This is a genomic window from Amorphus orientalis (genome assembly GCF_030814015.1).
In the GTDB taxonomy this organism is placed as follows: domain Bacteria; phylum Pseudomonadota; class Alphaproteobacteria; order Rhizobiales; family Amorphaceae; genus Amorphus; species Amorphus orientalis.
This window is the reverse complement of record NZ_JAUSUL010000006.1, coordinates 68,699-90,223: the sequence shown is the minus strand read 5'-3', so window position 1 is coordinate 90,223 and position 21,525 is coordinate 68,699. Positions and strand designations below refer to the sequence as shown.

Sequence of the window (21,525 nt, the reverse complement as noted above, 5' to 3'; positions counted from 1 at the left end):
ACGCCTCAACACAACGCCCCGAAAATGCCTCGGCTACAGAACACCCGCCGAGGTCTTCCTAAAACGACTGTTGCACTTCAAATGTGAATCCACCTTCCGGCTTTCGCCGGAATGAGCGGAGATTGGGACTGGCGCCCGGCAACAGACAGTGTTTGCGCCGTACTTCACCCACCAGCGCGCGACCGCGCGCCGCCCGGTCAGGGCGCCCTCGCGGAGCCGCGAACGGAGTGAGCTCGCGTGAGCGAGAAAGAATTCATCCCCCGCAACGCCGGACGGAAAACCGGCGCCCACTTTTCCTGGCGTTGCTCTCCTTCTTCGCAACGCCGGACGCGAAACCGGTGCCCACTTTTCCTGGCGTTGGCTTCTTCCTGCGCAACGCCCGGGCGGAAAACCGGTACCCACTTTTCCTGGCGTTGCTTTACCTGTTCCACCGCATGAGCTGGATATCCAGATCGCGGATCTTTTTGCGCAGCGTGTTGCGGTTCACGCCGAGAAGCTCCGCCGCCTTGATCTGATTGCCGCGGGTCGCGGCGAGCGCCGCCGAAATCAGCGGATACTCCACGTCGCGAATGATCCGGTGATACAGGCCCGGCGGCGGCAACTGATTGCCGAAGCTCGCGAAATAGGCGTTCAGATGACGCTCGACCGAGATCGGGAGCGTCTCGTCCTCCCGGTGTTCCGACGGCTCGGATTCGGTCACCACCGGGGCCTCGGCCTGGTCCAGCTCCTGCTCGATCAGCGCGGTCGTGACCACGTCCTGGGGATAGAGAGCGGCGAGACGGCGGACCAGGTTCTCCAGCTCGCGGACGTTGCCGGGCCAGCGATAGGCCTGCATCCGTTCCAGCGCCTCCGGCTCCAGCCGCTTGGCCGGAAGCCCCTCGCGCTCCACCACCACGAAGAAATGGCGCACCAGATCCGGAATGTCCTCGCGCCGCTCGCGCAGCGGCGGGATGCGGATCGGCACCACGTTGAGGCGGAAGAAGAGGTCTTCGCGAAACAGACCCTGGCGGATCAGCTGGCGCAGGTCGCGGTGGGTGGCGGCGACGATGCGCACGTTGGTCTTGATCGGGGTGCGGCCGCCGACGGTGGTGTACTCGCCCTGCTGCAGCACGCGCAGAAGCCGGGTCTGCGCCTCCATCGGCATGTCGCCGATCTCGTCGAGGAAGAGCGTGCCGCCCTCCGCCTGCTCGAAGCGGCCGGCATGGCGGGTCGAGGCGCCGGTGAAGGCGCCCTTCTCGTGGCCGAACAGCTCCGCCTCGATCAGGTCCTTGGGGATCGCGGCCATGTTGATGGCCACGAACGGCCCCTTCCGCCGCTTGCCGTAGTCGTGCAGCGCGCGGGCGACCAGCTCCTTGCCGGTACCGGACTCGCCGACGATCATCACGGAGAGATCGGTCTGCATCAGCCGGGCGAGGACCCGGTAGATGTCCTGCATGGCCGGCGAGCGCCCGACCAGCGGGATCTTCTCGTCGCCCTCCTCCGGCCCCTCGACCTCGCGCGCCGCCTTCGGCTCGGCCAGCGCCCGCCCGACGATCGTGGTCAGTTCCTTCAGGTCGAACGGCTTGGGGAGATACTCGTAGGCGCCCCGCTCCGACGCCTTGATGGCGGTCATGAACGTGTTCTGGGCGCTCATCACCACGATCGGCAGATCCGGACGGATCTTCTTGATGCGCGGAATGAGGTCGAACGCGTTCTCGTCGGGCATGACGACATCGGTGATGACGAGATCGCCCTGGCCCTGGCTGACCCAGTTCCACAACGTCGTGGCGTTGGAGGTCAACCGCACCTCGTAGCCCACCCGGGACAAGGCCTGGTTGAGCACGGTGCGGATCGCCGCGTCATCGTCCGCAACGAGAATGGTACCCTGCGACATTACTGCTCCGTCATCGTGCCGGCCGCGTCCACGCGCTCGTGGTAGGCGGGCATCAGAATGCGAAAAGTTGTCCCCGAGCTTCCCGTGTCACACTCGATGACACCCCCGTGGTCCCGGATGATCTTGGCGACCAGCGCCAGACCGAGACCGGTTCCGTTTGTCTTTGTCGTTATGAACGGATCGAACAGGTGCGGAAGGATGTCCTCCGGCACGCCGGGTCCGTTGTCGCGCACGCAGAATTCCATGGGCAGGCTGACCCGGTCGCGGCTTCCGGGAACCGAAAGCCGGATGCCCGGGCGGAAGGCGGTCGACAGGACGATTTCCCCGTCGTCGCTCGACCCGAGCGCCTCGGACGCGTTCTTCACCAGGTTGATGAACACCTGGATGAGCTGATCGCGGTTGGCGTAGACCGGCGGAAGCGAGGGATCGTACTCCTCGTGAATGCGGACATGGCGGGCGAAGCCCGACGTGGTGAGCCGCTTCACGTGTTCCAGCACGGCATGGATGTTGAGCGGCTCGCGCTCGACCGGACGCTCGTCGGAGAAGACCTCCATCCGGTCGACCAGCTTCACGATGCGGTCGGCCTCGTCGGTGATGAGGCGGGCCAGAAGCCGGTCGTCCTCGCCGAGCGCCGGCTCCAGAAGCTGGGCCGCGCCACGGATGCCGGAGAGCGGGTTCTTGATTTCGTGGGCGAGCATGGCCGCCAGGCCCGTGACCGTGCGCGCCGCGCCCCGCGAGGTGAGCTGGCGGTCCATCTTGTCGGCCATGGTGCGTTCCTGAAGCATCACCACGATCTCATCGGACTCTTCGGCCATCGGGGAGGCATAGATATCGACGATCCGGTCGGCGCCGAGGCGGGGCGAAGAGAGGTCGACGCGGTACTCCGCGACGGCCGCTCCCCGCGACCGCACCTGCACGAGAAGTGCCAACAGCGGACTTCCGAACGGAACCAGGTCCACGATCCGGGTCCGCTTGAGAAAGGGCAGGCTGGCCTGGAAGAAGGCTTCGGCGGCGCTGTTGGCAGCGGCGATGTGGTCGGTCCCGTCCAGCAGGATGACCGGGTGCGGCAGCGCGGCGAGCATGGCCTCCGGCAGAGACGGCTTCGTCTTCGTCATGCAGCGAGTTCCTCGGGCGTTTCCGCAAACCAGGCTTCGACGAGCGGGAGAAGGCGTCCGGGATCGTCCTCGGTCAGAATGGCGCGGCGCAGGCCGGGGCGCTCGGCGACCGTTCCGTCGCCCGCCACGTCGGTCAGCGCGACGGTCAGGTGCTTGCGCACGCAGCGCACGCCGATTTCCGCCCCGTAGTGCGCGACCGTCGCCTCCGCCAGTTCCAGCATCAGAGCGCCGGCTTCACGGGGGCGCCGCACCTCGCCGCCGTCATCGAGTGCGGCCGCGATCGCGCCGGGCAGCCACGGCCGGCCGGTCGCCGCGCGCCCGACCATCACGCCGGACGCCCCGGACCGGGCCAGCATGTCGCGCGCGCCGGCGGCGTCGGCGCAATCGCCGTTGGCGATCACCGGGATCGACACAGCCTCGACGACGGGACGGATCGCGTCCCAGTCCGCCTCGCCCTTGTAGAATTGCTGCCGGGTCCGCCCGTGCACCGTGACCAGGGAGATCCCCTCCGCCTCCGCCCGACGGGCAAGCTCGGGAGCATTGATCGACGCATGGTCCCAGCCCAGCCGCATCTTCACGGTGACCGGCACGGAGACGGCGCTGCGAACGGCCCGGATCAGGCCCACCGCGTGGTCCAGGTCGCGCATCAGCGCGGAACCCGCCAGGCCGCCGACCACCCGCTTGGCCGGGCAGCCCATATTGATGTCGATGAGATCGGCGCCGTTGGACTCCACCATCCGCGCCGCTTCCGCCATGTCACCGGCGCGGCAGCCGGCGAGCTGGACCGCCCGCGGCGCAATGCCGGCGCATTCCGCCTTCATGGCGGCCTCGACCTCGCCGGCCACCAGGCGGTCGCTCGCCACCATCTCGGAGAACACCAGCCCTGCGCCCAGACGACGCGCAATCCGGCGGAACGGGAGATCGCTGATGCCGGACATCGGCGCCAGACTCACCCGGTTCGCAAGCTCGATTGGGCCGATCCGCAGGGGTGCGGGGCGAAGGTCCGACATGCCTACTCTCTACGCATATTGGGCAGGTGCCTACAATGTAACCATTTTTGCCGTGACAGCAACCAGCCCCGTGGCCTTGTCGGCGTGCGGGGTCACGGCTTAAACGATCCGGGTCGGCACGCAAGGGGCGCGCCGCACTGTTTACGAGGCCGGGCCCGACATGGACAGCGGGAAGCGACGCATAGCTGCCATCATCGTTGCGGCCGGCCGAGGCGTTCGCGCGCGCGACGGCGACGGCTCGCTGCCCAAGCAGTACCGGCCCATCGGCGGCCGGCCGGTGCTTCGGCGCACGCTCGACGCGCTGCTCGCCGACCCGCGAATCGGGCGGGTCGCCTGCGTCATTCATCCGGACGACGCCGACCTTTACGCCGACATCGCACCGGCCGATCCCCGGCTTCTCGCACCGGTCGGCGGCGGACGGTCGCGGCAGGAATCGGTGCAGCACGGCCTGGAGCGGCTGGCGCAGGAGAGCCCGGACATCGTTCTGGTCCACGACGCGGTGCGGCCGTTCGTGACCGGCGAACTGATCGACCGGCTTCTGACAAACCTGCAGACGGCGGACGCGGCCATCCCGGCCCTGCCGGTCACCGACACGGTCAAGCGGGTGGACGCCGCCGATACGGTGCTCGAAACCGTTCCCCGCGCCGATCTGCGCGCCGTCCAGACGCCCCAGGCCTTCCGCTTCGCGCCGCTCATCGATGCGCACCGGCGCGCCGCGCGCGACGATCCCGACCGCTTCACCGACGACGCCAGCATTGCGGAATGGGCGGGCCTGACCGTCGCGACCGTGCCCGGAGACCCGATGAACAAAAAGCTGACCACCGCCGCCGACATCGCCGAAGCCGACCGGCAGCTCTCGGTGATGGAAACCCGGGTCGGCTCCGGTTTCGACGTGCACCGGTTCGGGCCCGGCTCCTCGGTCTGGCTGGCCGGCGTCGAGATTCCCCACGACCAGGCCCTGGTCGGCCATTCCGATGCCGACGTCGGGCTGCACACGTTGACCGACGCGATCTTCGGGGCGCTGGCCGACGGCGACATCGGCTCCCACTTTCCGCCGAGCGACGCGCAATACAATGGCGCGACGTCCGATCGGTTCCTGGCCTTCGCGGCCGAGCGCGTCAGGGAGCGCGGAGGCCGTATCCTCCATCTGGACCTGACGCTGATCTGCGAACGCCCCAAGGTCGGCCCGCATCGCGACGCCATGCGCGCCCGGATCGCCGAGATCGCCGGCGTGTCGGTCGCGCGCGTTGCGGTGAAGGCGACCACCAGCGAACGGCTGGGCTTCACAGGACGCGGCGAAGGCATCGCCGCAACCGCCGTGGCGACGCTGTCGCTGCCGGCTCCCGCAACTTCCGACACGCCAGCCCCCGGAGGCTTCGCATGACCCTTCGCGCCGCGCTCGTCACCACGGCCACCGACCTCCTGGAGCGATGCCGGGAAAAGGGTATCCTCCTCGCCACCGCCGAATCGTGCACCGGCGGCCTGATTGCCGCGACGCTGACGGAGGTCGCCGGCTCTTCGGACGTGGTGGATCGGGGCTTCGTCACCTATTCGAACGCCGCCAAGACGGAGCTTCTCGGCGTCCCGGCGGATCTGATCGAGGAAGTCGGCGCGGTCAGCGAACAGGTGGCCCGCGCCATGGCGAAAGGGGCGCTGGCCCGCTCGCGCGCCGACGTGACGGTCTCGGTGACCGGGGTCGCCGGCCCGGGCGGCGGCTCGGAGGAAAAGCCGGTCGGGCTCGTGCATTTCGCCGCAGCCCGCACCGGACATCCCACTCTGCACCGCGAAAAGCGCTTCGGAGACGTCGGGCGCGGCGAAGTGCGGCTGGCCAGCGTGGAAGAAGCATTCTCGCTGATCGAGGAGATTCTGGCGCGCCCGTAAGGCTGTACGCAGCTTCGGCGCGGCCCGGCTACACGCTGAACACCGATCAAATCTCCGCGGCGGACCGCAGCCGGCCGGACAAGCGGCCCACCCTCACCGGCCCCCAGACCGCAGAAGAAGTCATATTGCAATTCAGGTGGTTATCCCGGTATCCAGCGGACGCGACAGCTCCATATCGCCTCGCCTGCCGGTGTGATCGCGACGGCACGGTCGCCCCGAGACAGTCAGCTACCGATTGTCAGGGGAGACCTGGAACCGTATGTTCAGCGTCAGGAAGGAAACGCGCAGGATGAATGTTCAGACTTCGGACAGTCTCGTCCGCGCCGATTTCGACTGGAGTTCGTACCGTCGCCATACCCGGGAACCGGGATGCACGGAATGAAGGGGGCCAAGCGGCCGGCCAGTAGACGGATGATACCAAAAGCATCTACGAGACGATTCGTTCCCACCGACCGTCCCTACGGTCGGCCGGTTCGGTGGATCCCGGGAATGCGGTTTGCCAATGGCAAGCACACCCCGCGCGATCGCTTCTCCCCCACGCTGGGACAGCTCGGATCGCTCGAAGTCCGGCTTGCCCGGACCGCCGGCGAAGTCCGCAAGGCACAGAACATCCGCTACCGCGTCTTCTACGAGGAGATGGCGGCGATCCCGGATATCAACGTTCTTGCAACGCGCCGGGACATGGATTCCTACGATCCGTTCTGCGACCACATGCTGGTCCTGGATCACGAGGCCCCGCCCAAGGCCTTCCGGCGGCGCAAGCCCCAGGTGGTTGGCACCTACCGGCTGCTGCGCCAGGAAATCGCCGACATGAACGGCGGCTTCTACACGGCCGGCGAGTTCGACATCCAGCCGATGCTGGATGCCCACACCAATCTGCGCTTCCTGGAGCTCGGCCGCTCGTGCGTGCTAAAGCCCTACCGCAACAAGCGCACGGTCGAGCTTCTGTGGCACGGGGTGTGGTCCTACGTGCTGATGCACGGCATCGACGTGATGATCGGCTGTGCCAGCCTGGAAGGCACCGACCCGGAGCGCCTGGCGACGCCGCTCTCGTTCCTGCACCACAACTGCATGACGCCGGACGAGTGGCGCGTGAAGGCCCTGCCGGAGCGCTACACCTCGATGAACCGGATGCCGAAGGAAGCCGTCGACGCCCGCGCCGCGCTGCATGCGCTGCCGCCGCTGATCAAGGGCTATCTGCGGCTCGGCGCCTTCGTCGGCGACGGCGCGGTGGTGGACCACCAGTTCAACACGACGGACGTGCTGATGGTGCTGCCGGTCTCGGGCATTTCCAGCCGCTACATCAACTATTACGGCGCCGACGCCAGCCGCCACGCGAGCTGACGCAAATCCCAGGAAAAGTGGGAACCGGTTTTCCGTCCGGGATTTGCGGGGGAGTAAAGCTCTTCTCGCTCACGCGAGTTCGCTTCGCTGGCTCTTTTCGCTCAAGCCGGCTCACTTCGTTCGCGGCCCCGCGAGGGCGCCCTGACCGGGCGGCGGACGGTCGTCCGCTGGTGGTGCAGGCCGTACAGGCCGCAGCTTTTCGCTCCGCGAGAACTCCATATTCCGCTCACTCCGGCGAAAGCCGGAGTCCAGGGCGGTCGAAATCTGAAGCTGCGATCTGTTGCCCTGGATTCCGGCTTTCGCCGGAATGAGCGGATGACGTGAAGGCAAATTGGACCGGGGGATCATGCGCTGAAGCAGGTGTTTCCGCCGGTCTAAAGGCTCAGCCGGCGCCGCCCCAGCTCGTAGAGCATGACGCCGGTGGAGACGGCGAGGTTCAGCGAATCGGCCTTGCCGGCCATCGGGATTTTCACGAGCCGGTCGCAGACATCCGTCAGCTCGGCCGTGAGGCCGCGCTGCTCGGTTCCCATCAGAAGCAGGATCGGCTGGTCCGTCGTTACGGTGCGGTAGTCGACCGCGCCGGCGAGATGGGTCCCGATCACCTGCCCCGGAAAGTCCGGCCGCCAGTCCAGGAACGCGGATCGGCTCACCCGCACGATCGGAACGTGGAAGATCGAGCCCATGCTGGCGCGCACCGCCTCCAGCCCGAACGGATCGGTGGTGTCGCCGATCAGCACGATCCCCGCCCCGGCGACCGCATCGACCGTGCGTACGATGGTGCCGAGATTGCCGGGATCGCGCACGTCCTCCAGCCCCACCCAGACCGGGCCGGGATTGGCCGCCACGGCGTCCAGGCCCGCGAAGTGCTGACGAAAGACGCCGATCACGGCCTGGGGATTCTCGCGGCGCGTCAGTCGCGCCATCACCGACTGGTTCGCCTTGACGATCAGCGCGCCCCGCGCGCGGGCAGTCGCCGCGACCTGGGCCGCCATCGGCTGGCTTTCGAAGTCGGCATTGAGGACGACCGTGCGCACCGGCCAGTTCGCCTCCAGGGCATCGGCGACCAGCTTCAGGCCTTCCGCCAGGAACAGACCGGTTTCCGCACGGTGTTTGCGCTGCGTGAGCGCGCGGATCTCCTTGACCACGGGGTTCGCGGCGCTGGTGATTTCCTTGAAGGCGCCCGAGCGCGGGCTATCCGCACTCATCAGCGCACCCACCTTGAGAACAGCGACGTCGGCAGCAGGCGGCCGGTCCCCTCCTCCGCCAGCGCCAGATCGCCGCTCTCCACCGCGCCGCCGAGACCGGCGAACGTCTCCGCCATCAGCCCGTGCGCGGCGAGCGCCGACGCCCGGATGGCGTAGGCGGTGAGAACGACGAACCCCGCTTCGGGGCCGACAAGCTGGCGCAGATCGGCCAGCAGCGGCGGCAGGCTCTGGAACATCTCCCAGGTCTCGCCCTTGGGGCCGCGGCCGAACTTCGGCGGGTCGAGCAGAATGCCGTCATAGGTGGAGCCGCGCCGGACCTCGCGGGCAACGAACTTCGTCGCGTCCTCGCAGATCCAGCGGATCGGGCGGTCTTCCAGACCCGACAGCTCCTGACTCTCCCGGGCCCAGCCGATTGCCTTCTTGGAGGCATCCACATGGGTGACCGCGGCGCCGGCCGCAGCGAGGACCAGCGAGGCGACGCCGGTGTAGCCGAACAGGTTGAGGACCTTGAACTCCGACCGGCCGGAGGATTTCACCCGGTCCGCCATCCAGTCCCAGTGGGCGCGCTGCTCGGGGAAAACGCCGAGATGGCGGAAATTGGTCAGCCGGCTGCGAAACCGCGCCGCGCCGTAGGACATCTCCCAGGTCTCCGGGACCTTGCGCGTGGTGCGCCAGCGGCCCGGCCCGTCGTCGTCCTGATCGCCGGTGAAGATCGCGTCCGCCGCCTCCCACTCGCTTTCCGGCCTGCGCGGCGCCCACATCGCCTGGGGCTCGGGGCGCACGACGGTGACGCGGCCATAGCGCTCCAGCTTCCGGCCGTGGCCGGAATCCAGCAGCGCGTAGTCGCGCCAGGGCGGACTGACCAGAACCGTCAGAGAGCTTGGAGGCTGAGCGGCCGATGGCGCGGAGTGCGGTGGCGAATGTGCAGGCATGGGCTCCTCTTAGCACCCTGCTTCGTCCGATGCAGCACCCTGAGGGCAAGCACCGGCGCGCTATTGCGACAGATTGGGCTACGCGGCAAGGTACGCCCACTGTCGGCAGCTCGCCGGCACTGACAATCATCCTGCCCTTATCGGGCGAACAGGCCAGGAGAATCCGTCCATGGAAATGACAGGGGAATATCGCATTCCCGCCAGTCGCGAGACTGTCTGGGAGGCCCTGAACGACCCTGAAATCCTGAAGGCGTGCATTCCCGGTTGCCAGTCCCTCGAAAAGACGGCCGACGACGCGATGTCGGCGGTCGTTCAAGCGAAGGTCGGCCCGGTGAAGGCGACCTTCAACGGCAACGTGACCCTGCAGAACCTGAACCCGCCGACGAGCTACACCATCGCCGGCGAAGGCAAGGGCGGCGTCGCCGGCTTCGCCAAGGGCTCGGCCGACGTGAATCTCGCCGAGCACGAGGGCGAGACGCTCCTGAGCTACACCGTCTCGGCCCAGGTCGGCGGCAAGCTCGCGCAGCTGGGATCGCGGCTGATCGATTCCACGGCGAAGAAATATGCCGAGGAATTCTTCTCCTGCCTGTCGGAGAAGGTCGCGGGCAAGCAGCCGGAGGGAGGCTCCGCGGCCGGTGCGGATGCGGCAGCTCCCAAGGCGGCCGCCGCGGCGCCGGAGACGAAGCCCGCCGAAGCCGCCCCCGCCGAGGCGGAGCCGGAACAGAAGCCGGAGAGCGAGCACCACGAATCGACCTTCTCGGAGATCGAGCACGAGGTCGAGGAACGCTTCCACGAGGCGGAAGAGCGGCTCGAGACCGAGGCCGGACGGGGCACACTCGGCGGTCCGTGGATGTGGGGTCTGATCGCCTTTGCGATCGTCATCGTCCTTCTGCTAATTTTTAATTGATGACGTTCCAAATCGCGTCACACTAGGCGCGCTAGGGTCGCTCTCCACGGCGGGAGCGACCCGTCACGAATGAGAGGGAGGACTGCGGATGACCACCGTTTCCATGACCGTCAACGGACGTAGCGTTTCCGGCGACGTCGAGGATCGCACCTTGCTCGTGTCCTTCCTCAGGGAGACGCTGGGACTGACCGGCACCCATGTCGGCTGCGACACGACCCAGTGCGGCGCGTGCGTCGTGCACATGAACGGCGAGGCCGTGAAGGCCTGCACCTTGCTCGTCGGCCAGGCCGACGGCACCGAGATCACCACCATCGAGGGCCTTGCCAAGGGCGACGAGCTGCATCCGATGCAGGCGGCCTTCCGCGAGCATCACGGCCTGCAGTGCGGCTTCTGCACGCCCGGCATGATCATGATGGGCGTCGATATCGTGCGCCGCTACGGCTCGGATCTCGACGAGCAGACGATCCGGCACGAGCTGGAAGGCAACATCTGCCGCTGCACCGGCTACCACAACATCGTCAAGGCGATCGAGGCGGTGGCGCATTCGTCGGGGGTCGCTCAAGCCGCGGAATAAGCGGCGCGACAACCGACTGAGGGAAATGCACGCATAACGGGAGGAACGTGGCATGGGTGCAGAAGGTTTCGGCGCACGGCTGATGCGCAAGGAAGACCGCCGGTTCGTGACCGGTCGGGGACGCTACACCGACGATATCGGCCTGAAGGACATGACCCACGGCGTCTTCGTGCGTTCGCCGCACGCCCACGCCAAGATCCGCTCCATCGATACCTCCGAAGCGGAGAAGATGCCGGGCGTGGTGGGCGTGCTGACCGGCCATGACCTGGCCGCCGACAAGCTGGGCGGACTGATCTGCGGCTGGATGATCCACTCCAAGGACGGCTCGCCGATGAAGGCCGGCGCCCATCCCGCGCTTGCCGCCGACACGGTGCGCTATGTGGGCGATGCGGTCGCCATCGTGATCGCCGAGACCCGGGACCAGGCGCGCGACGCCGCCGAGGCGGTCGCCGTCGACTACGAGGAACTGCCGGCCGTGATCGACCCGGCCAAGGCGATGGACTCCGGCGCGCCGCAGATCCATCCGGAAGCCGAGAGCAACCTGATCTACGACTGGACCATCGGCGACGAGGAGGCGACCAACGCGCAGTTCTCGAACGCCGCGCACGTCACCTCCATCGACCTGATCAACAACCGGCTCGTGCCGAACGCCATGGAGCCCCGGGCGGCGATCGGCTCCTACGATCCGGCGGAAGAGCACTTCACCCTCTACAACACCAGCCAGAACCCGCACGTGGCGCGTCTGGTGCTGTCGGCCTTCGTGGGCGTCGCGCCGGAGCACAAGCTGCGCGTGATCGCGCCAGACGTGGGCGGCGGCTTCGGCTCCAAGATCTTCATCTATCCGGAAGAGACGACCTGTCTGTGGGCCTCCAAGAAGATCGGCGGGCGGCCGGTCAAATGGGTGGCCGACCGGACCGAGGCGTTCCTGACAGACGCCCACGGCCGCGACCACGTGACCAAGGCGGAGCTGGCGCTCGACGCCGAGCACAGGATCCTCGGCCTCCGGGTCCGCACGATCGCGAATCTCGGCGCCTACATGTCGACCTTCTCCTCGTCGGTGCCGACCTATCTCTACGCGACGCTGCTGTCCGGCCAGTACGCCATCCCGCAGATCTTCGCGGAGGTGCTGGCGGTCTACACCAACACCACTCCGGTCGACGCCTATCGCGGTGCCGGCCGGCCGGAGGCGACCTTCGTGGTGGAGCGGCTGATGGAGACGGCGGCGCGCGAGGTGGGTCTCGACCCGGCCGAGTTCCGCCGCAAGAACTTCGTGCGCTCCTTCCCGCACCAGACGCCGGTCATCATGGCCTATGACGCCGGCGACTACGAGGCGAGCCTTTCGGCCGCGCTCGAGGCAGCCGACTATGCCGGCTTCCCGGCGCGCAAGGCGGAAGCGGAAAGCCGCGGCAAAAAGCGCGGCATCGGGCTGTCCTGCTATATCGAGGCCTGCGGCATCGCCCCGTCCCAGGCGGTCGGCTCGCTCGGCGCCGGCGTGGGCCTGTGGGAATCGGCGGAGGTGCGGGTCAATCCGGTCGGCACCATCGAGGTTCTCACTGGCACCCACAGCCACGGCCAGAGCCACGAGACCACCTTCGCCCAGATCATCAACGACCGCTTCGGCGTGCCGACCGACACCGTGTCGATCGTCCACGGCGACACCGACAAGGTGCAGTTCGGCATGGGCACCTACGGCTCGCGCTCGGCGGCGGTCGGCCTGTCGGCGGTCTACAAGGCGCTCGACAAGGTGGAGGCCAAGGCCAAGAAGATCGCCGCCCATCTGATGGAGGCCTCGGAGGACGACATCGTCCTGGAGAACGGCACCTTCCAGGTGGCCGGCACCGACAAGACGCTGGGCTTCCACGAGGTGGCGCTCGCCGCCTACACCGCGCACAACCTGCCGGAAGGCATGGAGCCGGGCCTGAAGGAGACCTCCTTCTACGACCCGACCAACTTCACCTTCCCGGCCGGCTCCTATGTGTGCGAGGTCGAGATCGATCCCGACACCGGCAAGACGACCATCGTGCAGTTCGTCGCCGCCGACGATTTCGGGCGCATCATCAACCCGATGATCGTGGAGGGGCAGGTCCATGGCGGGCTTGCCCAGGGGATCGGCCAGGCGCTGCTGGAAGGCTGCGTCTACGAGGCCGACACCGGCCAGCTCATCACCGCCTCGTTCCAGGACTACTGCATGCCGCGGGCCGACGATCTGCCGTCGTTCAAGGTGATGACGACGGAGACGGTCTGCCCGGGCAATCCGCTCGGGGTGAAGGGCTGCGGCGAGGCCGGCGCGATCGGCTCGCCCCCTGCCCTCATCAACGCGCTGACCGACGCGCTCGGCACCAACGAGCTGTCGATGCCGGCTTCCCCGGAAAAGGTCTGGCGGGCGCTGCGCAGCGCAAGCTCGGCCGCCGCTGCTTAACTCGCAAGGAAGAGACGCATGTACGCGACGCACTACCACAGAGCGACTTCCCTCGATGAGGCCGTCTCCAAGCTCGGCGGGGCGGAAGACGGCAAGTTCCTGGGCGGCGGGCAGACCCTGCTCGCCACCATGAAGCAGCGGCTCGCCGCGCCGAGCGACATCGTCGACGTCACCCGGATTCCCGAGCTTTCGGGAATTTCGCGGGAGGGCGATCAGGTGGTGATCGGGGCGGCGACCACCCATCACAAGGTCAACACCTCTGCCGAGGTGAAGCAGGCCATCCCGGCCCTCGCCACGCTTGCCGGCCTGATCGGCGACCCGGCCGTGCGCAACATGGGCACGATCGGCGGCTCGATCGCCAACAACGATCCGGCCGCCGACTATCCGGCCGGACTTCTCGGCCTCAACGCGACCGTCCACACCAACAAGCGGGCGCTTTCCGCCGACGAGTTCTTCGCGGGCATGTTCGAGACCGCGCTGGAGGACGACGAGATCGTGGTGAAGGTGTCTTTCCCGATCCCCGAGAAGGCGGCCTACGAGAAGTTCCCGAACCCGGCCTCCCGCTACGCCATGTGCGGCGTGATGGCGGCGAAGCTGAAGGACGGATCGGTGCGCGTGGCCGTCACCGGCGCCGGTGCGGACGGCGTGTTCCGGGTGCCGGAGATGGAGCAGGCCCTGTCGTCCAACTGGTCGCCGGACGCGGTGGCGGGCATCACGGTCTCCGCCAACGACATGATGGGCGACCTGCACGGCTCGGCGGAATACCGGGCCCACCTGGTCACCGTCATGGCCAAGCGCGCGGTCGCCGCGGCGGGGTAAGACCCGGCCGGCTTGTTTGCCTTAGGTTTGACAGACCACATTGCCCCTTCCCGAGCCATCGGGAGGGGGTTTTTCTTGCCCGGTGGCCCCGGTCCACGCGACATCCCCACCAGAGGCACGTGCCCGGCTCAGCAACGGCTCAGCAACGGCTCATCCGCGCGACATCCCGTGTCGCCCTGGACTCCCGCTTTCGCGGGAGTGAGCGGAGAATTTGGCCGGCGTTGCTTTCCTTCTCCGCAACGCCCGGGCGGAAAACCGCAAGAGCACTTTTCCTGGCGTTGCGGGTCAGCGCGCGACCGCGCGCCGGCCGGTCAGGCCGCCCTCGCGGAGCGGTGAGCGCAGCGAACACGCGTGAGCGATAAAGACTCTCTCAACGCAACGCCGGACGCGAAACCGGTTCCCACTTTCGCTGGCGTTGCTTTCCTTCTCCGCAACGCCCGGGCGGAAAACCGCAAGAGCACTTTTCCTGGCGTTGCTCAGAGATCCTCGACCGTGACCACCGTGAAGGTGTGCATGTCGCCGTCATCGTCGCGGATGGAGACGTACTCGCCCGGCACGAAGGGATGCTCGGCGAAGCGGTAACCGCCCTCGTCGTCCTCGTCGCCCTCGAGGTCGTAGTGGAACGCCCAGCGCCCGCCCGGCCCGTGCACCAGATGGCCGATGTCCCATTCCTCGTCGCCCCAGAAGCGGCGCACCCGGCACTTGTCGCGCAGCTTCTTCCAGGCTGCGGCGTCGATGTGGCCGGTGTCGTCCAGGGGCGCGACGAACTCGTAGCCGTGGCGGTTGGAGCCGTTCGGATAGTCCTTGGAGCGCGCCAGGTTCAGCCGGATCTTCTTCAGGTCTTCGCTCATCTGTTTCCTCTTCGCGCCAATTTTTCCGAACGCGTCGCGTCGCCGCTGCGTTGTGCCCACCCTGACCACAAGAGAGCAACGGACATTGACGCGCGTCAATTCCGGCTCACACATCACGGGTGTTTGGTAGCGGGGAGCGCGGGAGAAGTCATGATGGACGCCAACGCCGCAGGCGACAGCAGCCAGGACGCGGTGGTCGCGTTCCTGGAGGATCCGGCGACCCATGGCGGCGCGGCGCCGAAGCGGATCGACACCCATGCGGCCATGGTCTTTCTGGCCGGCGACGATGTCTACAAGATCAAGCGCGCCGTCCGGTACCCCTATCTCGATTTTTCCACCCTGGACCGCCGCAAGGCCGCCTGCCGGCGGGAACTGGAGGTCAACCGCGCCTATGCCGGCGAGATCTATCACGGGCTGATCCCCATCACCCGGGACGGGGACGGCGCGCTGTCGATCGACGGCGACGGCGAGCCGGTCGAATGGGCCGTGCACATGCGCCGGTTCGACGAAGGCGCGACGCTCGACCATGTGATCACGGAGGGGCCCCTGCCCCCTGAAACCCTCGATGCCCTGGGCGACCGGCTGGTGGAGGCCCACGCCGACGCTCCGCGCCGCGACGGGGCGCGCTGGATCGCGGACCTGGAAAGCTATCTCGACGACAACGCCGCGTCGTTCGCCGCCGCCCCCGACCTGTTTCCGCCCGAGGCCGCCCGCCGGCTGAACCGGGAAGCCTGGGGGCAGCTCGCCCTTCTGCGGCCGTTGCTGCGCCGGCGCGACGCCGAAGGCCGGATCCGGCTCCTGCACGGTGACTGCCATCTCGGCAACATCGCCATGATCGACGGCGCGCCGCGCTTCTTCGACGCGATCGAGTTCGACGACCGGATCGCCACCGGCGACGTGCTCTACGACCTCGCCTTCCTGGTGATGGATCTGTGGCGGCGCGGCCATCGGGCGGACGCATCGCGGGTGTTCAACCGCTACGTGACCGTCCATGGCGACCGCAGCGACTTTTCGGCGCTGGCCGCCTTCCCGTTCTTCCTGATGATGCGGGCGGCGATCCGGGCCAAGGTCACGGCCGCCCGGCTGCGCTTTCTGGAGGGCGACGCGCGCGAGGCCGCGGCCGCCGACGCCCGCGACGCGTTCGCCCATGCCTGCGCCTTCCTGGAGCCGGACGCGGCCCGGGCGGTGGCCGTCGGCGGCCTGTCGGGGACGGGCAAGACCACGCTGGCGCGCCGTCTCGCGCCGGACATCGGCCGCGCGCCCGGCGCCGTCCATCTGCGCTCCGACGTAATCCGCAAGCGCCGGGCGGGCGTGGGCCTCACCGAACGGCTGCCAAAGGGGGCCTACACGAAGGAGGCGTCGGCCGCCGTCTATGACGACCTCCTGGACCAGGGCCGGATCGCGCTCGGTTCCGGTCAGTCGGTGGTGCTGGATGCGGTCTTTGCCGCGCCGGAGGAACGCGGCGCCGCGGAGCGCATGGCCCGGGAGGCGGGCGTCGGCTTCGCCGGCATCTGGCTGGAGGCGGCGCCGGCGACGCTTGAGGACCGGGTGACCACCCGCACCGGCGATGCCTCGGACGCGGATGCCGACGTGATCCGCACGCAGGCGGAGTACGATCTCGGCACCATCGGCTGGCAGCACATAGATGCCGGCGGCGGCCCGGACGAGGCATGCGGCGCGGCTCTTGCAGCGCTTGAGGCGGGCGACGGAGACAGGGACGGATAGAAGGAGCCGGACGTGACCGAGCTCACCGGCATCAAGGGCGTTCTCATCGATCTGGGCGGCGTGGTCTATTCCGGCGACACGCCGATCGCCGGGGCCGCGGAGGCGCTGGCCCGCCTCAACGAAGCCGGCCTGCCCTACCGCTTTCTGACGAACACCACGAGCCAGCCGATCTCCGGCATCCTGGCGAAGCTGAACAAGCTCGGGATCGAGGCGGAGCGCGGAGACCTGTTCACCCCCTCGCTCGCCGCCCGCTCCTATCTGGAAACGCACGACCTCGCCCCGCACTTTCTCGTCGCGCCGGCTCTGATGGAGGACTTCGAGGGCATCGCCCCCGGCGGATCTGAAGCGGTCGTGATCGGCGACGCCCGGGACGGCTTCACCTACGACAGCCTCACCGACGCGTTCCGCCGCATTCTGGACGGAGCGGCCTTCGTCGCGCTGGCCAGCAACCGCTCCTATGTGGGAAGCGACGGGCGGCCGTGCCTCGACGTAGGCGCGTTCGTGGCCGCGCTCCAGTACGCCACGCGCACCGACCCCGTGGTGCTCGGCAAGCCGTCGGCCGACTTCTTCCATCTCGCCGCCGCCGACATGGAGCTGGAGCCGGCCGAGGTCGTCATGATCGGCGACGACTACGAGTTCGATGCGCTGGCCGCAATCGAGGCGGGGCTTTCGGCCATCTACGTGCGGTCCGGCAAGGCGCCGCCGGAGGAAACCGACGCCGGCGGGGCTTCTCCGACCGCCATCCGCGACGATCTCGCCGCCGCGGTGGAGCACATCCTGACGGGCAAGTGAACGCTCGGCCGGGAGCGTCACACCCTGCCCGACCAGAACCTTCGCGCATGCTTCCGCTCGCCCGGGTGGCATGCTATTCGCCAGTGGAGCCTTTGCCGCGCAGCATGAGACGTCCGAGCGCGACATGCTCCAGGGGAAACCGCCCGAAGGCGGCGCAGCGTGGGAGGAGACTACCTGTGAAGGAAATACTCGGCGAGCTCGAAGCCCGACGTGCCGTTGCCCGACTGGGAGGCGGCGAAGCGCGGATCGAGGCCCAGCACAAGCGCGGCAAGCTGACCGCGCGGGAACGGCTCGAGATCCTTCTGGACGAGAACTCCTTCGAGGAGTTCGACATGTTCGTCGAGCATCGCTGCACCGACTTCGGCATGGACCAGACGAAATATCCCGGCGACGGCGTCGTCACCGGCTGGGGCACCATCAACGGGCGCACGGTCTACGTCTTCGCCAAGGACTTTACCGTGTTCGGCGGCTCGCTGTCGGAAACCCACGCCCAGAAGATCGTGAAGATCCAGGACATGGCCGTGCGCAACCGCGTGCCGGTCATCGGCCTGTTCGACGCCGGCGGCGCACGCATCCAGGAAGGCGTGGCGGCGCTCGGCGGCTACGGCGAGGTGTTCCAGCGCAACGTGCTGGCCTCCGGCGTGATCCCGCAGATCTCCGTCATCATGGGGCCGTGCGCGGGCGGCGACGTCTACGCGCCGGCGATGACCGATTTCATCTTCATGGTGCGCAACACGAGCTACATGTTCGTGACCGGGCCGGACGTGGTGAAGACCGTCACCAACGAGACGGTGACGGCGGAGGAGCTGGGCGGCGCCTCGATCCACACAACCAAGTCGTCCATTGCCGACGGCGCCTACGACAACGACGTGGACACGCTCCTGCAGGTGCGCCGTCTGGTCGACCTCCTGCCGGCCTCCAACGTGGCCGAAATCCCGGAGCTCGACTGCTACGACGACCCGGAGCGATCGGAACACTCGCTCGACCGGCTGATTCCGGAAAACCCGAACAAGCCCTACGACATGAAGGAGCTGATCGGGAAGGTCGTCGACGAGGGCGATTTCTTCGAGATCCAGGAGAGCTTCGCCAAGAACATCCTGATCGGCTTCGGCCGGATGGAGGGCCGGACCGTAGGCATCGTCGCCAACCAGCCGATGGTGCTGGCCGGCGTGCTCGACATCGACGCCAGCCGCAAGGCGGCGCGGTTCGTGCGGTTCTGCGACGCCTTCTCCATTCCGATCGTCACCTTCGTGGACGTGCCGGGCTTCCTGCCGGGAACCGACCAGGAATATGGCGGCCTGATCAAGCACGGCGCGAAGCTGCTGTTCGCCTATGCCGAGGCGACGGTGCCGAAGGTCACCTGCATCACCCGCAAGGCTTATGGCGGCGCCTACGACGTGATGGCGTCGAAGCACCTGCGCGGCGACGTGAACTATGCCTGGCCGACGGCGGAGATCGCGGTGATGGGGCCGAAGGGCGCGGCGGAGATCCTCTACCGCTCCGAACTCTCCGACGCCGACAAGATCGCCGCGCGCATCGCCGACTACGAGACCCGGTTCGCCAACCCGTTCGTGGCCGCCGAGCGCGGCTATATCGACGAGGTGATCATGCCGCACTCGACCCGGCGTCGCGTCACCCGGGCGCTGCGGCTCCTGCGCAACAAGACGCTGGAAAACCCCTGGAAGAAGCACGACAACATCCCGCTCTGACCGGGCGGGGTGTCCGACGGTTCGGGACCTGCCACATGGCCGTCAAACGCATCGTCACCAACATCGCGACCACGGACCCGGAGGCCGCGCGCGCCTTCTACGGCGACCTTCTCGGCATGCCCGTGGTGATGGACATGGGCTGGATCGTGACGTTTGCAAGCGATGCCGAAATGCGTCCGCAGCTCAGCGTCATGTCCGAAGGCGGCTCCGGCACCCCGGTGCCGGACCTCTCCATCGAGGTGGACGACCTCGAGGCCGTGCACGAGCGGCTGGCGACCGCCGGCGTCGCAATCGAGTACGGCCCCGTCGACGAGCCGTGGGGCGTCCGCCGCTTCTTCGTGCGCGATCCGTTCGGCCGGCTCGTCAACATCCTGGTTCACGCCTAGTACGGTCCGCTCGGGGGCTCCCATCTGGGCGAGACGTACCGGCCGGAGCGTCCACGCCTCGACCGCATCCAGTTCGTTGAGGCCAAGTCAGTCAAAACGGCACATGTTTTGAGGGCGTGTCGCAGGCGGGCGGCGCGACTTTCTGATAAGGACGGTCGGAACCCGATCCGGCCGCAGGCGTATCTCTCCGGCCGCCCTCTCCCGGACCCGTGACCCATGAAGCGCCTCGCCTTCCTCGCGCTGGGCTACCTGCTGCTCGCGCTCGCGTTCGCGGGCGTGGTGCTGCCGGTCCTGCCGACGACCCCGTTCGTGCTGGCGGCGGCGGCGTGCTTCGCGCGCTCCTCGCCCCGGCTGGAGGCATGGCTGCTGGCCCACCCTCAGCTCGGCCCCGCCCTGGTCGACTGGCGCGCCCACGGCGCCATCCCGAGCCGGGCCAAGCGCTTCGCCTATGCGGGCATGACCGCGGGCTACGCGATCTTCTTCTTCACCGTGCGGCCGGGCTGGCTGCTCGCGGTTCTGGTCGGCGCGCTGATGGCGTTCGGCGCCGGCTTCGTCGCGAGCCGGCCGAGCGGCCCGCCGCCGCCTTCCGAAGATCCGGAAGACGAGATCTGAGATCCAGTCAGAACGTCCGGTCGACGTGCAGATAGGTCGACATGTGCTGGGCGTCGCCGATCGCCGCATCGTCGTGGTCCAGATACTGGTACTCGGTGCCGAAACCGATGATCAGATCCTTGACCGGCTCGAAGCCGATCTGGGCCTGAACGTCGATCTGGCTGAAATCGGCGCTGCTGGCGCCGCCCGTCGCCCGGGCAATCGTGCCGTCCTCGAACCGGGACCAGCCGGTCTGGACCGCGAACTGAGCCGGCCCGACGTCGAACGCGGTTCCGAAGGATAGCGAATAGGCGGTCGTGAGGTCCAGGTCGCCGGAGGCCGGATCGTAGGCGGCGTCGTAGGCGAGCGTGCCCTGAACCGGAAGACTGTACCAGCTTGAGTGGACGTAGGAGGCCGCGCCCCTGGCATAGGCGCCGGTGCCGACGAGCATCACACCGTGCGGAAGGTCGGCGGTGAAGGCGCCGGCCAGGGCCCAGCCGACACCGCCGGAGGGCGTCACGCCGTCACTGCCGGCAGCGTCGTTGTAGGCGGCGTAGACCTGATGGGCCGCGGCGGTCACCTGGGCACTGCCCCAGGCGCCGGTCGTCTTCAAGCGGCCGACCGCATCGGGCCACTTCGTGCCGCCGTAGCCGTCGTCGCCGGCGAACGCGATCTCGTCCGGATAGATCCTGCCCGCCGCCGGCAGCCCCATATAGGGATAGAGGGCTATCCCGAGTTGGCGGGTGGCGGCGTCTTCGACCGAGACAGTGGCGGAAAACCGCTCCGAAAACGTCGCCGTGTAGGACGCCTGATTGATCTTCGTGTCCGACATGGCGGGGGTGTAGACCTCCGCCCAGGTCGTGTAGTTGGCCGCATCGAAGACCGATTCGTTGCGCCCGAAGGTGAACCCGCCCCACTGGATGAAGGCGTAGTCGACCCCCAGCTCGTTGTCCTCGTCCACGTCGTTGACCGCATAGAACTCGAACGTGGTGGTCAGGGGACCGAAGTCGGTGTCGGTGTAGGAATAGGCGTAGAGCTTGCTCTTCACATAGAGGTTGCCGCTGTCAGCGGACCGCCAGCGCGCCTCCGCGTCGCCGCTCGACCAGTTCACGATGTAGTCGATGTCGATCTCGCCGGCGAGGCGGACGCAGGTCTCCGTGCCCGGCAGGTAGTAGTATCCCTCGCCGGCCGCGCCGCAGACGCGAACGTAATCCACTGCCGGAGGGGCCGGCGGCAGATCGGCCCCAGCGGCTCCGCCGGCGCCGGCCAGAATGAGCCCGGCCGCACCCGCCAGGGTGCCTGCTCCCCCCCGGAACGCTGCCCGCGTCCAAACAAACCCGACAGACCGTTGCATGGATGCCCCCCTGCTCCAGCGCCCGACCCGGATCGACC

The 21,525-nt window shown here is 67.9% G+C and carries 19 protein-coding genes; 12 read left to right on the top strand and 7 right to left on the bottom strand.

The genetic code is table 11. From position 1 onward, the window contains the following. Positions 1-418 precede the first annotated feature (418 nt). The 3 genes from ntrC to dusB are packed head-to-tail and all read right to left on the bottom strand — an operon-like array spanning position 419 to position 3,998. Positions 419-1,873: a nitrogen regulation protein NR(I) gene (gene ntrC / locus J2S73_RS20585; RefSeq protein ID WP_306887574.1), complete on the bottom strand. Its 1,455-nt coding sequence runs from the start codon at positions 1,871-1,873 to the stop codon at positions 419-421. Further along, positions 1,873-2,988 (bottom strand): two-component system sensor histidine kinase NtrB, encoded by a 1,116-nt coding sequence (locus tag J2S73_RS20580; protein ID WP_306887573.1) that lies wholly within the window; start codon positions 2,986-2,988, stop codon positions 1,873-1,875. The genes ntrC and J2S73_RS20580 overlap by 1 nt, the downstream gene beginning before the upstream one ends. Next, the gene (gene dusB / locus J2S73_RS20575) at positions 2,985-3,998 is read right to left on the bottom strand and encodes a tRNA dihydrouridine synthase DusB (protein ID WP_306887572.1); all 1,014 of its coding nucleotides are present in this window, start codon (positions 3,996-3,998) and stop codon (positions 2,985-2,987) included. The genes J2S73_RS20580 and dusB overlap by 4 nt, the downstream gene beginning before the upstream one ends. Before the next feature lie 160 nt (positions 3,999-4,158). Here dusB and J2S73_RS20570 point away from each other — a divergent pair, with 160 nt between their 5' ends. The 3 genes from J2S73_RS20570 to olsB all read left to right on the top strand — a co-directional run bounded on the left by J2S73_RS20570 (position 4,159) and on the right by olsB (position 7,223). After that, on the top strand, positions 4,159-5,382 hold the full coding sequence (locus J2S73_RS20570) for a bifunctional 2-C-methyl-D-erythritol 4-phosphate cytidylyltransferase/2-C-methyl-D-erythritol 2,4-cyclodiphosphate synthase (protein ID WP_306887571.1): 1,224 nt from the start codon (positions 4,159-4,161) through the stop codon (positions 5,380-5,382). Continuing rightward, complete coding sequence (locus J2S73_RS20565; protein ID WP_306887570.1) at positions 5,379-5,879, top strand: CinA family protein; 501 nt, start codon at positions 5,379-5,381, stop codon at positions 5,877-5,879. Before J2S73_RS20570 ends, J2S73_RS20565 begins: the two co-directional genes overlap by 4 nt. Before the next feature lie 489 nt (positions 5,880-6,368). Continuing rightward, positions 6,369-7,223, top strand: a complete 855-nt coding sequence (gene olsB / locus J2S73_RS20560; protein WP_306887569.1) for a l-ornithine N(alpha)-acyltransferase — start codon at positions 6,369-6,371, stop codon at positions 7,221-7,223. 374 nt (positions 7,224-7,597) lie between these two features. Here the strand turns inward: olsB and J2S73_RS20555 are convergent, their stop codons facing one another. Both J2S73_RS20555 and J2S73_RS20550 read right to left on the bottom strand, forming a co-directional pair. Then, positions 7,598-8,428, bottom strand: coding sequence for a TrmH family RNA methyltransferase (locus J2S73_RS20555; protein ID WP_306887568.1), 831 nt, complete (start codon positions 8,426-8,428; stop codon positions 7,598-7,600). Next, entirely contained in the window at positions 8,428-9,360 is a 933-nt protein-coding gene (locus J2S73_RS20550) for a class I SAM-dependent methyltransferase (RefSeq protein WP_306887567.1), read from the bottom strand. Before J2S73_RS20550 ends, J2S73_RS20555 begins: the two co-directional genes overlap by 1 nt. A gap of 169 nt (positions 9,361-9,529) precedes the next feature. Here J2S73_RS20550 and J2S73_RS20545 point away from each other — a divergent pair, with 169 nt between their 5' ends. From J2S73_RS20545 to J2S73_RS20530, 4 genes are all read left to right on the top strand, one after another. Next, a complete protein-coding gene (locus tag J2S73_RS20545) occupies positions 9,530-10,267 on the top strand; it encodes an SRPBCC family protein (protein WP_306887566.1) in 738 nt (245 codons plus the stop codon). An 88-nt stretch (positions 10,268-10,355) separates the two neighbouring features. After that, positions 10,356-10,841 (top strand): (2Fe-2S)-binding protein, encoded by a 486-nt coding sequence (locus J2S73_RS20540; protein WP_306887565.1) that lies wholly within the window; start codon positions 10,356-10,358, stop codon positions 10,839-10,841. 52 nt (positions 10,842-10,893) lie between these two features. After that, positions 10,894-13,260 carry a xanthine dehydrogenase family protein molybdopterin-binding subunit gene (locus J2S73_RS20535; protein ID WP_306887564.1) on the top strand — a complete coding sequence of 789 codons (2,367 nt, stop codon included), beginning with the start codon at positions 10,894-10,896 and terminating at the stop codon, positions 13,258-13,260. Between the two features lie 18 nt (positions 13,261-13,278). Beyond that, a complete protein-coding gene (locus J2S73_RS20530) occupies positions 13,279-14,079 on the top strand; it encodes an FAD binding domain-containing protein (RefSeq protein WP_306887563.1) in 801 nt (266 codons plus the stop codon). Positions 14,080-14,555: 476 nt separating this feature from the next. On the opposite strand, the gene J2S73_RS20525 is transcribed toward J2S73_RS20530, so the two are convergent. Then, positions 14,556-14,930 carry a hypothetical protein gene (locus J2S73_RS20525; RefSeq protein ID WP_306887562.1) on the bottom strand — a complete coding sequence of 125 codons (375 nt, stop codon included), beginning with the start codon at positions 14,928-14,930 and terminating at the stop codon, positions 14,556-14,558. Between the two features lie 150 nt (positions 14,931-15,080). Between J2S73_RS20525 and J2S73_RS20520 the strand changes: the two genes are divergently transcribed. From J2S73_RS20520 to J2S73_RS20500, 5 genes are all read left to right on the top strand, one after another. Continuing rightward, positions 15,081-16,655 (top strand): bifunctional aminoglycoside phosphotransferase/ATP-binding protein, encoded by a 1,575-nt coding sequence (locus J2S73_RS20520; RefSeq protein ID WP_306887561.1) that lies wholly within the window; start codon positions 15,081-15,083, stop codon positions 16,653-16,655. Positions 16,656-16,667: 12 nt separating this feature from the next. Further along, the gene (locus tag J2S73_RS20515) at positions 16,668-17,447 is read left to right on the top strand and encodes a TIGR01458 family HAD-type hydrolase (protein WP_306887560.1); all 780 of its coding nucleotides are present in this window, start codon (positions 16,668-16,670) and stop codon (positions 17,445-17,447) included. Between the two features lie 176 nt (positions 17,448-17,623). Then, the gene (locus J2S73_RS20510) at positions 17,624-19,156 is read left to right on the top strand and encodes an acyl-CoA carboxylase subunit beta (RefSeq protein WP_306887559.1); all 1,533 of its coding nucleotides are present in this window, start codon (positions 17,624-17,626) and stop codon (positions 19,154-19,156) included. A gap of 35 nt (positions 19,157-19,191) precedes the next feature. Beyond that, a complete protein-coding gene (locus tag J2S73_RS20505) occupies positions 19,192-19,542 on the top strand; it encodes a VOC family protein (protein WP_306887558.1) in 351 nt (116 codons plus the stop codon). A 216-nt stretch (positions 19,543-19,758) separates the two neighbouring features. Further along, positions 19,759-20,154 carry a YbaN family protein gene (locus J2S73_RS20500; protein WP_306887557.1) on the top strand — a complete coding sequence of 132 codons (396 nt, stop codon included), beginning with the start codon at positions 19,759-19,761 and terminating at the stop codon, positions 20,152-20,154. A 7-nt stretch (positions 20,155-20,161) separates the two neighbouring features. On the opposite strand, the gene J2S73_RS20495 is transcribed toward J2S73_RS20500, so the two are convergent. After that, complete coding sequence (locus tag J2S73_RS20495) at positions 20,162-21,349, bottom strand: porin (RefSeq protein ID WP_306887556.1); 1,188 nt, start codon at positions 21,347-21,349, stop codon at positions 20,162-20,164. Positions 21,350-21,525: the final 176 nt, after the last annotated feature.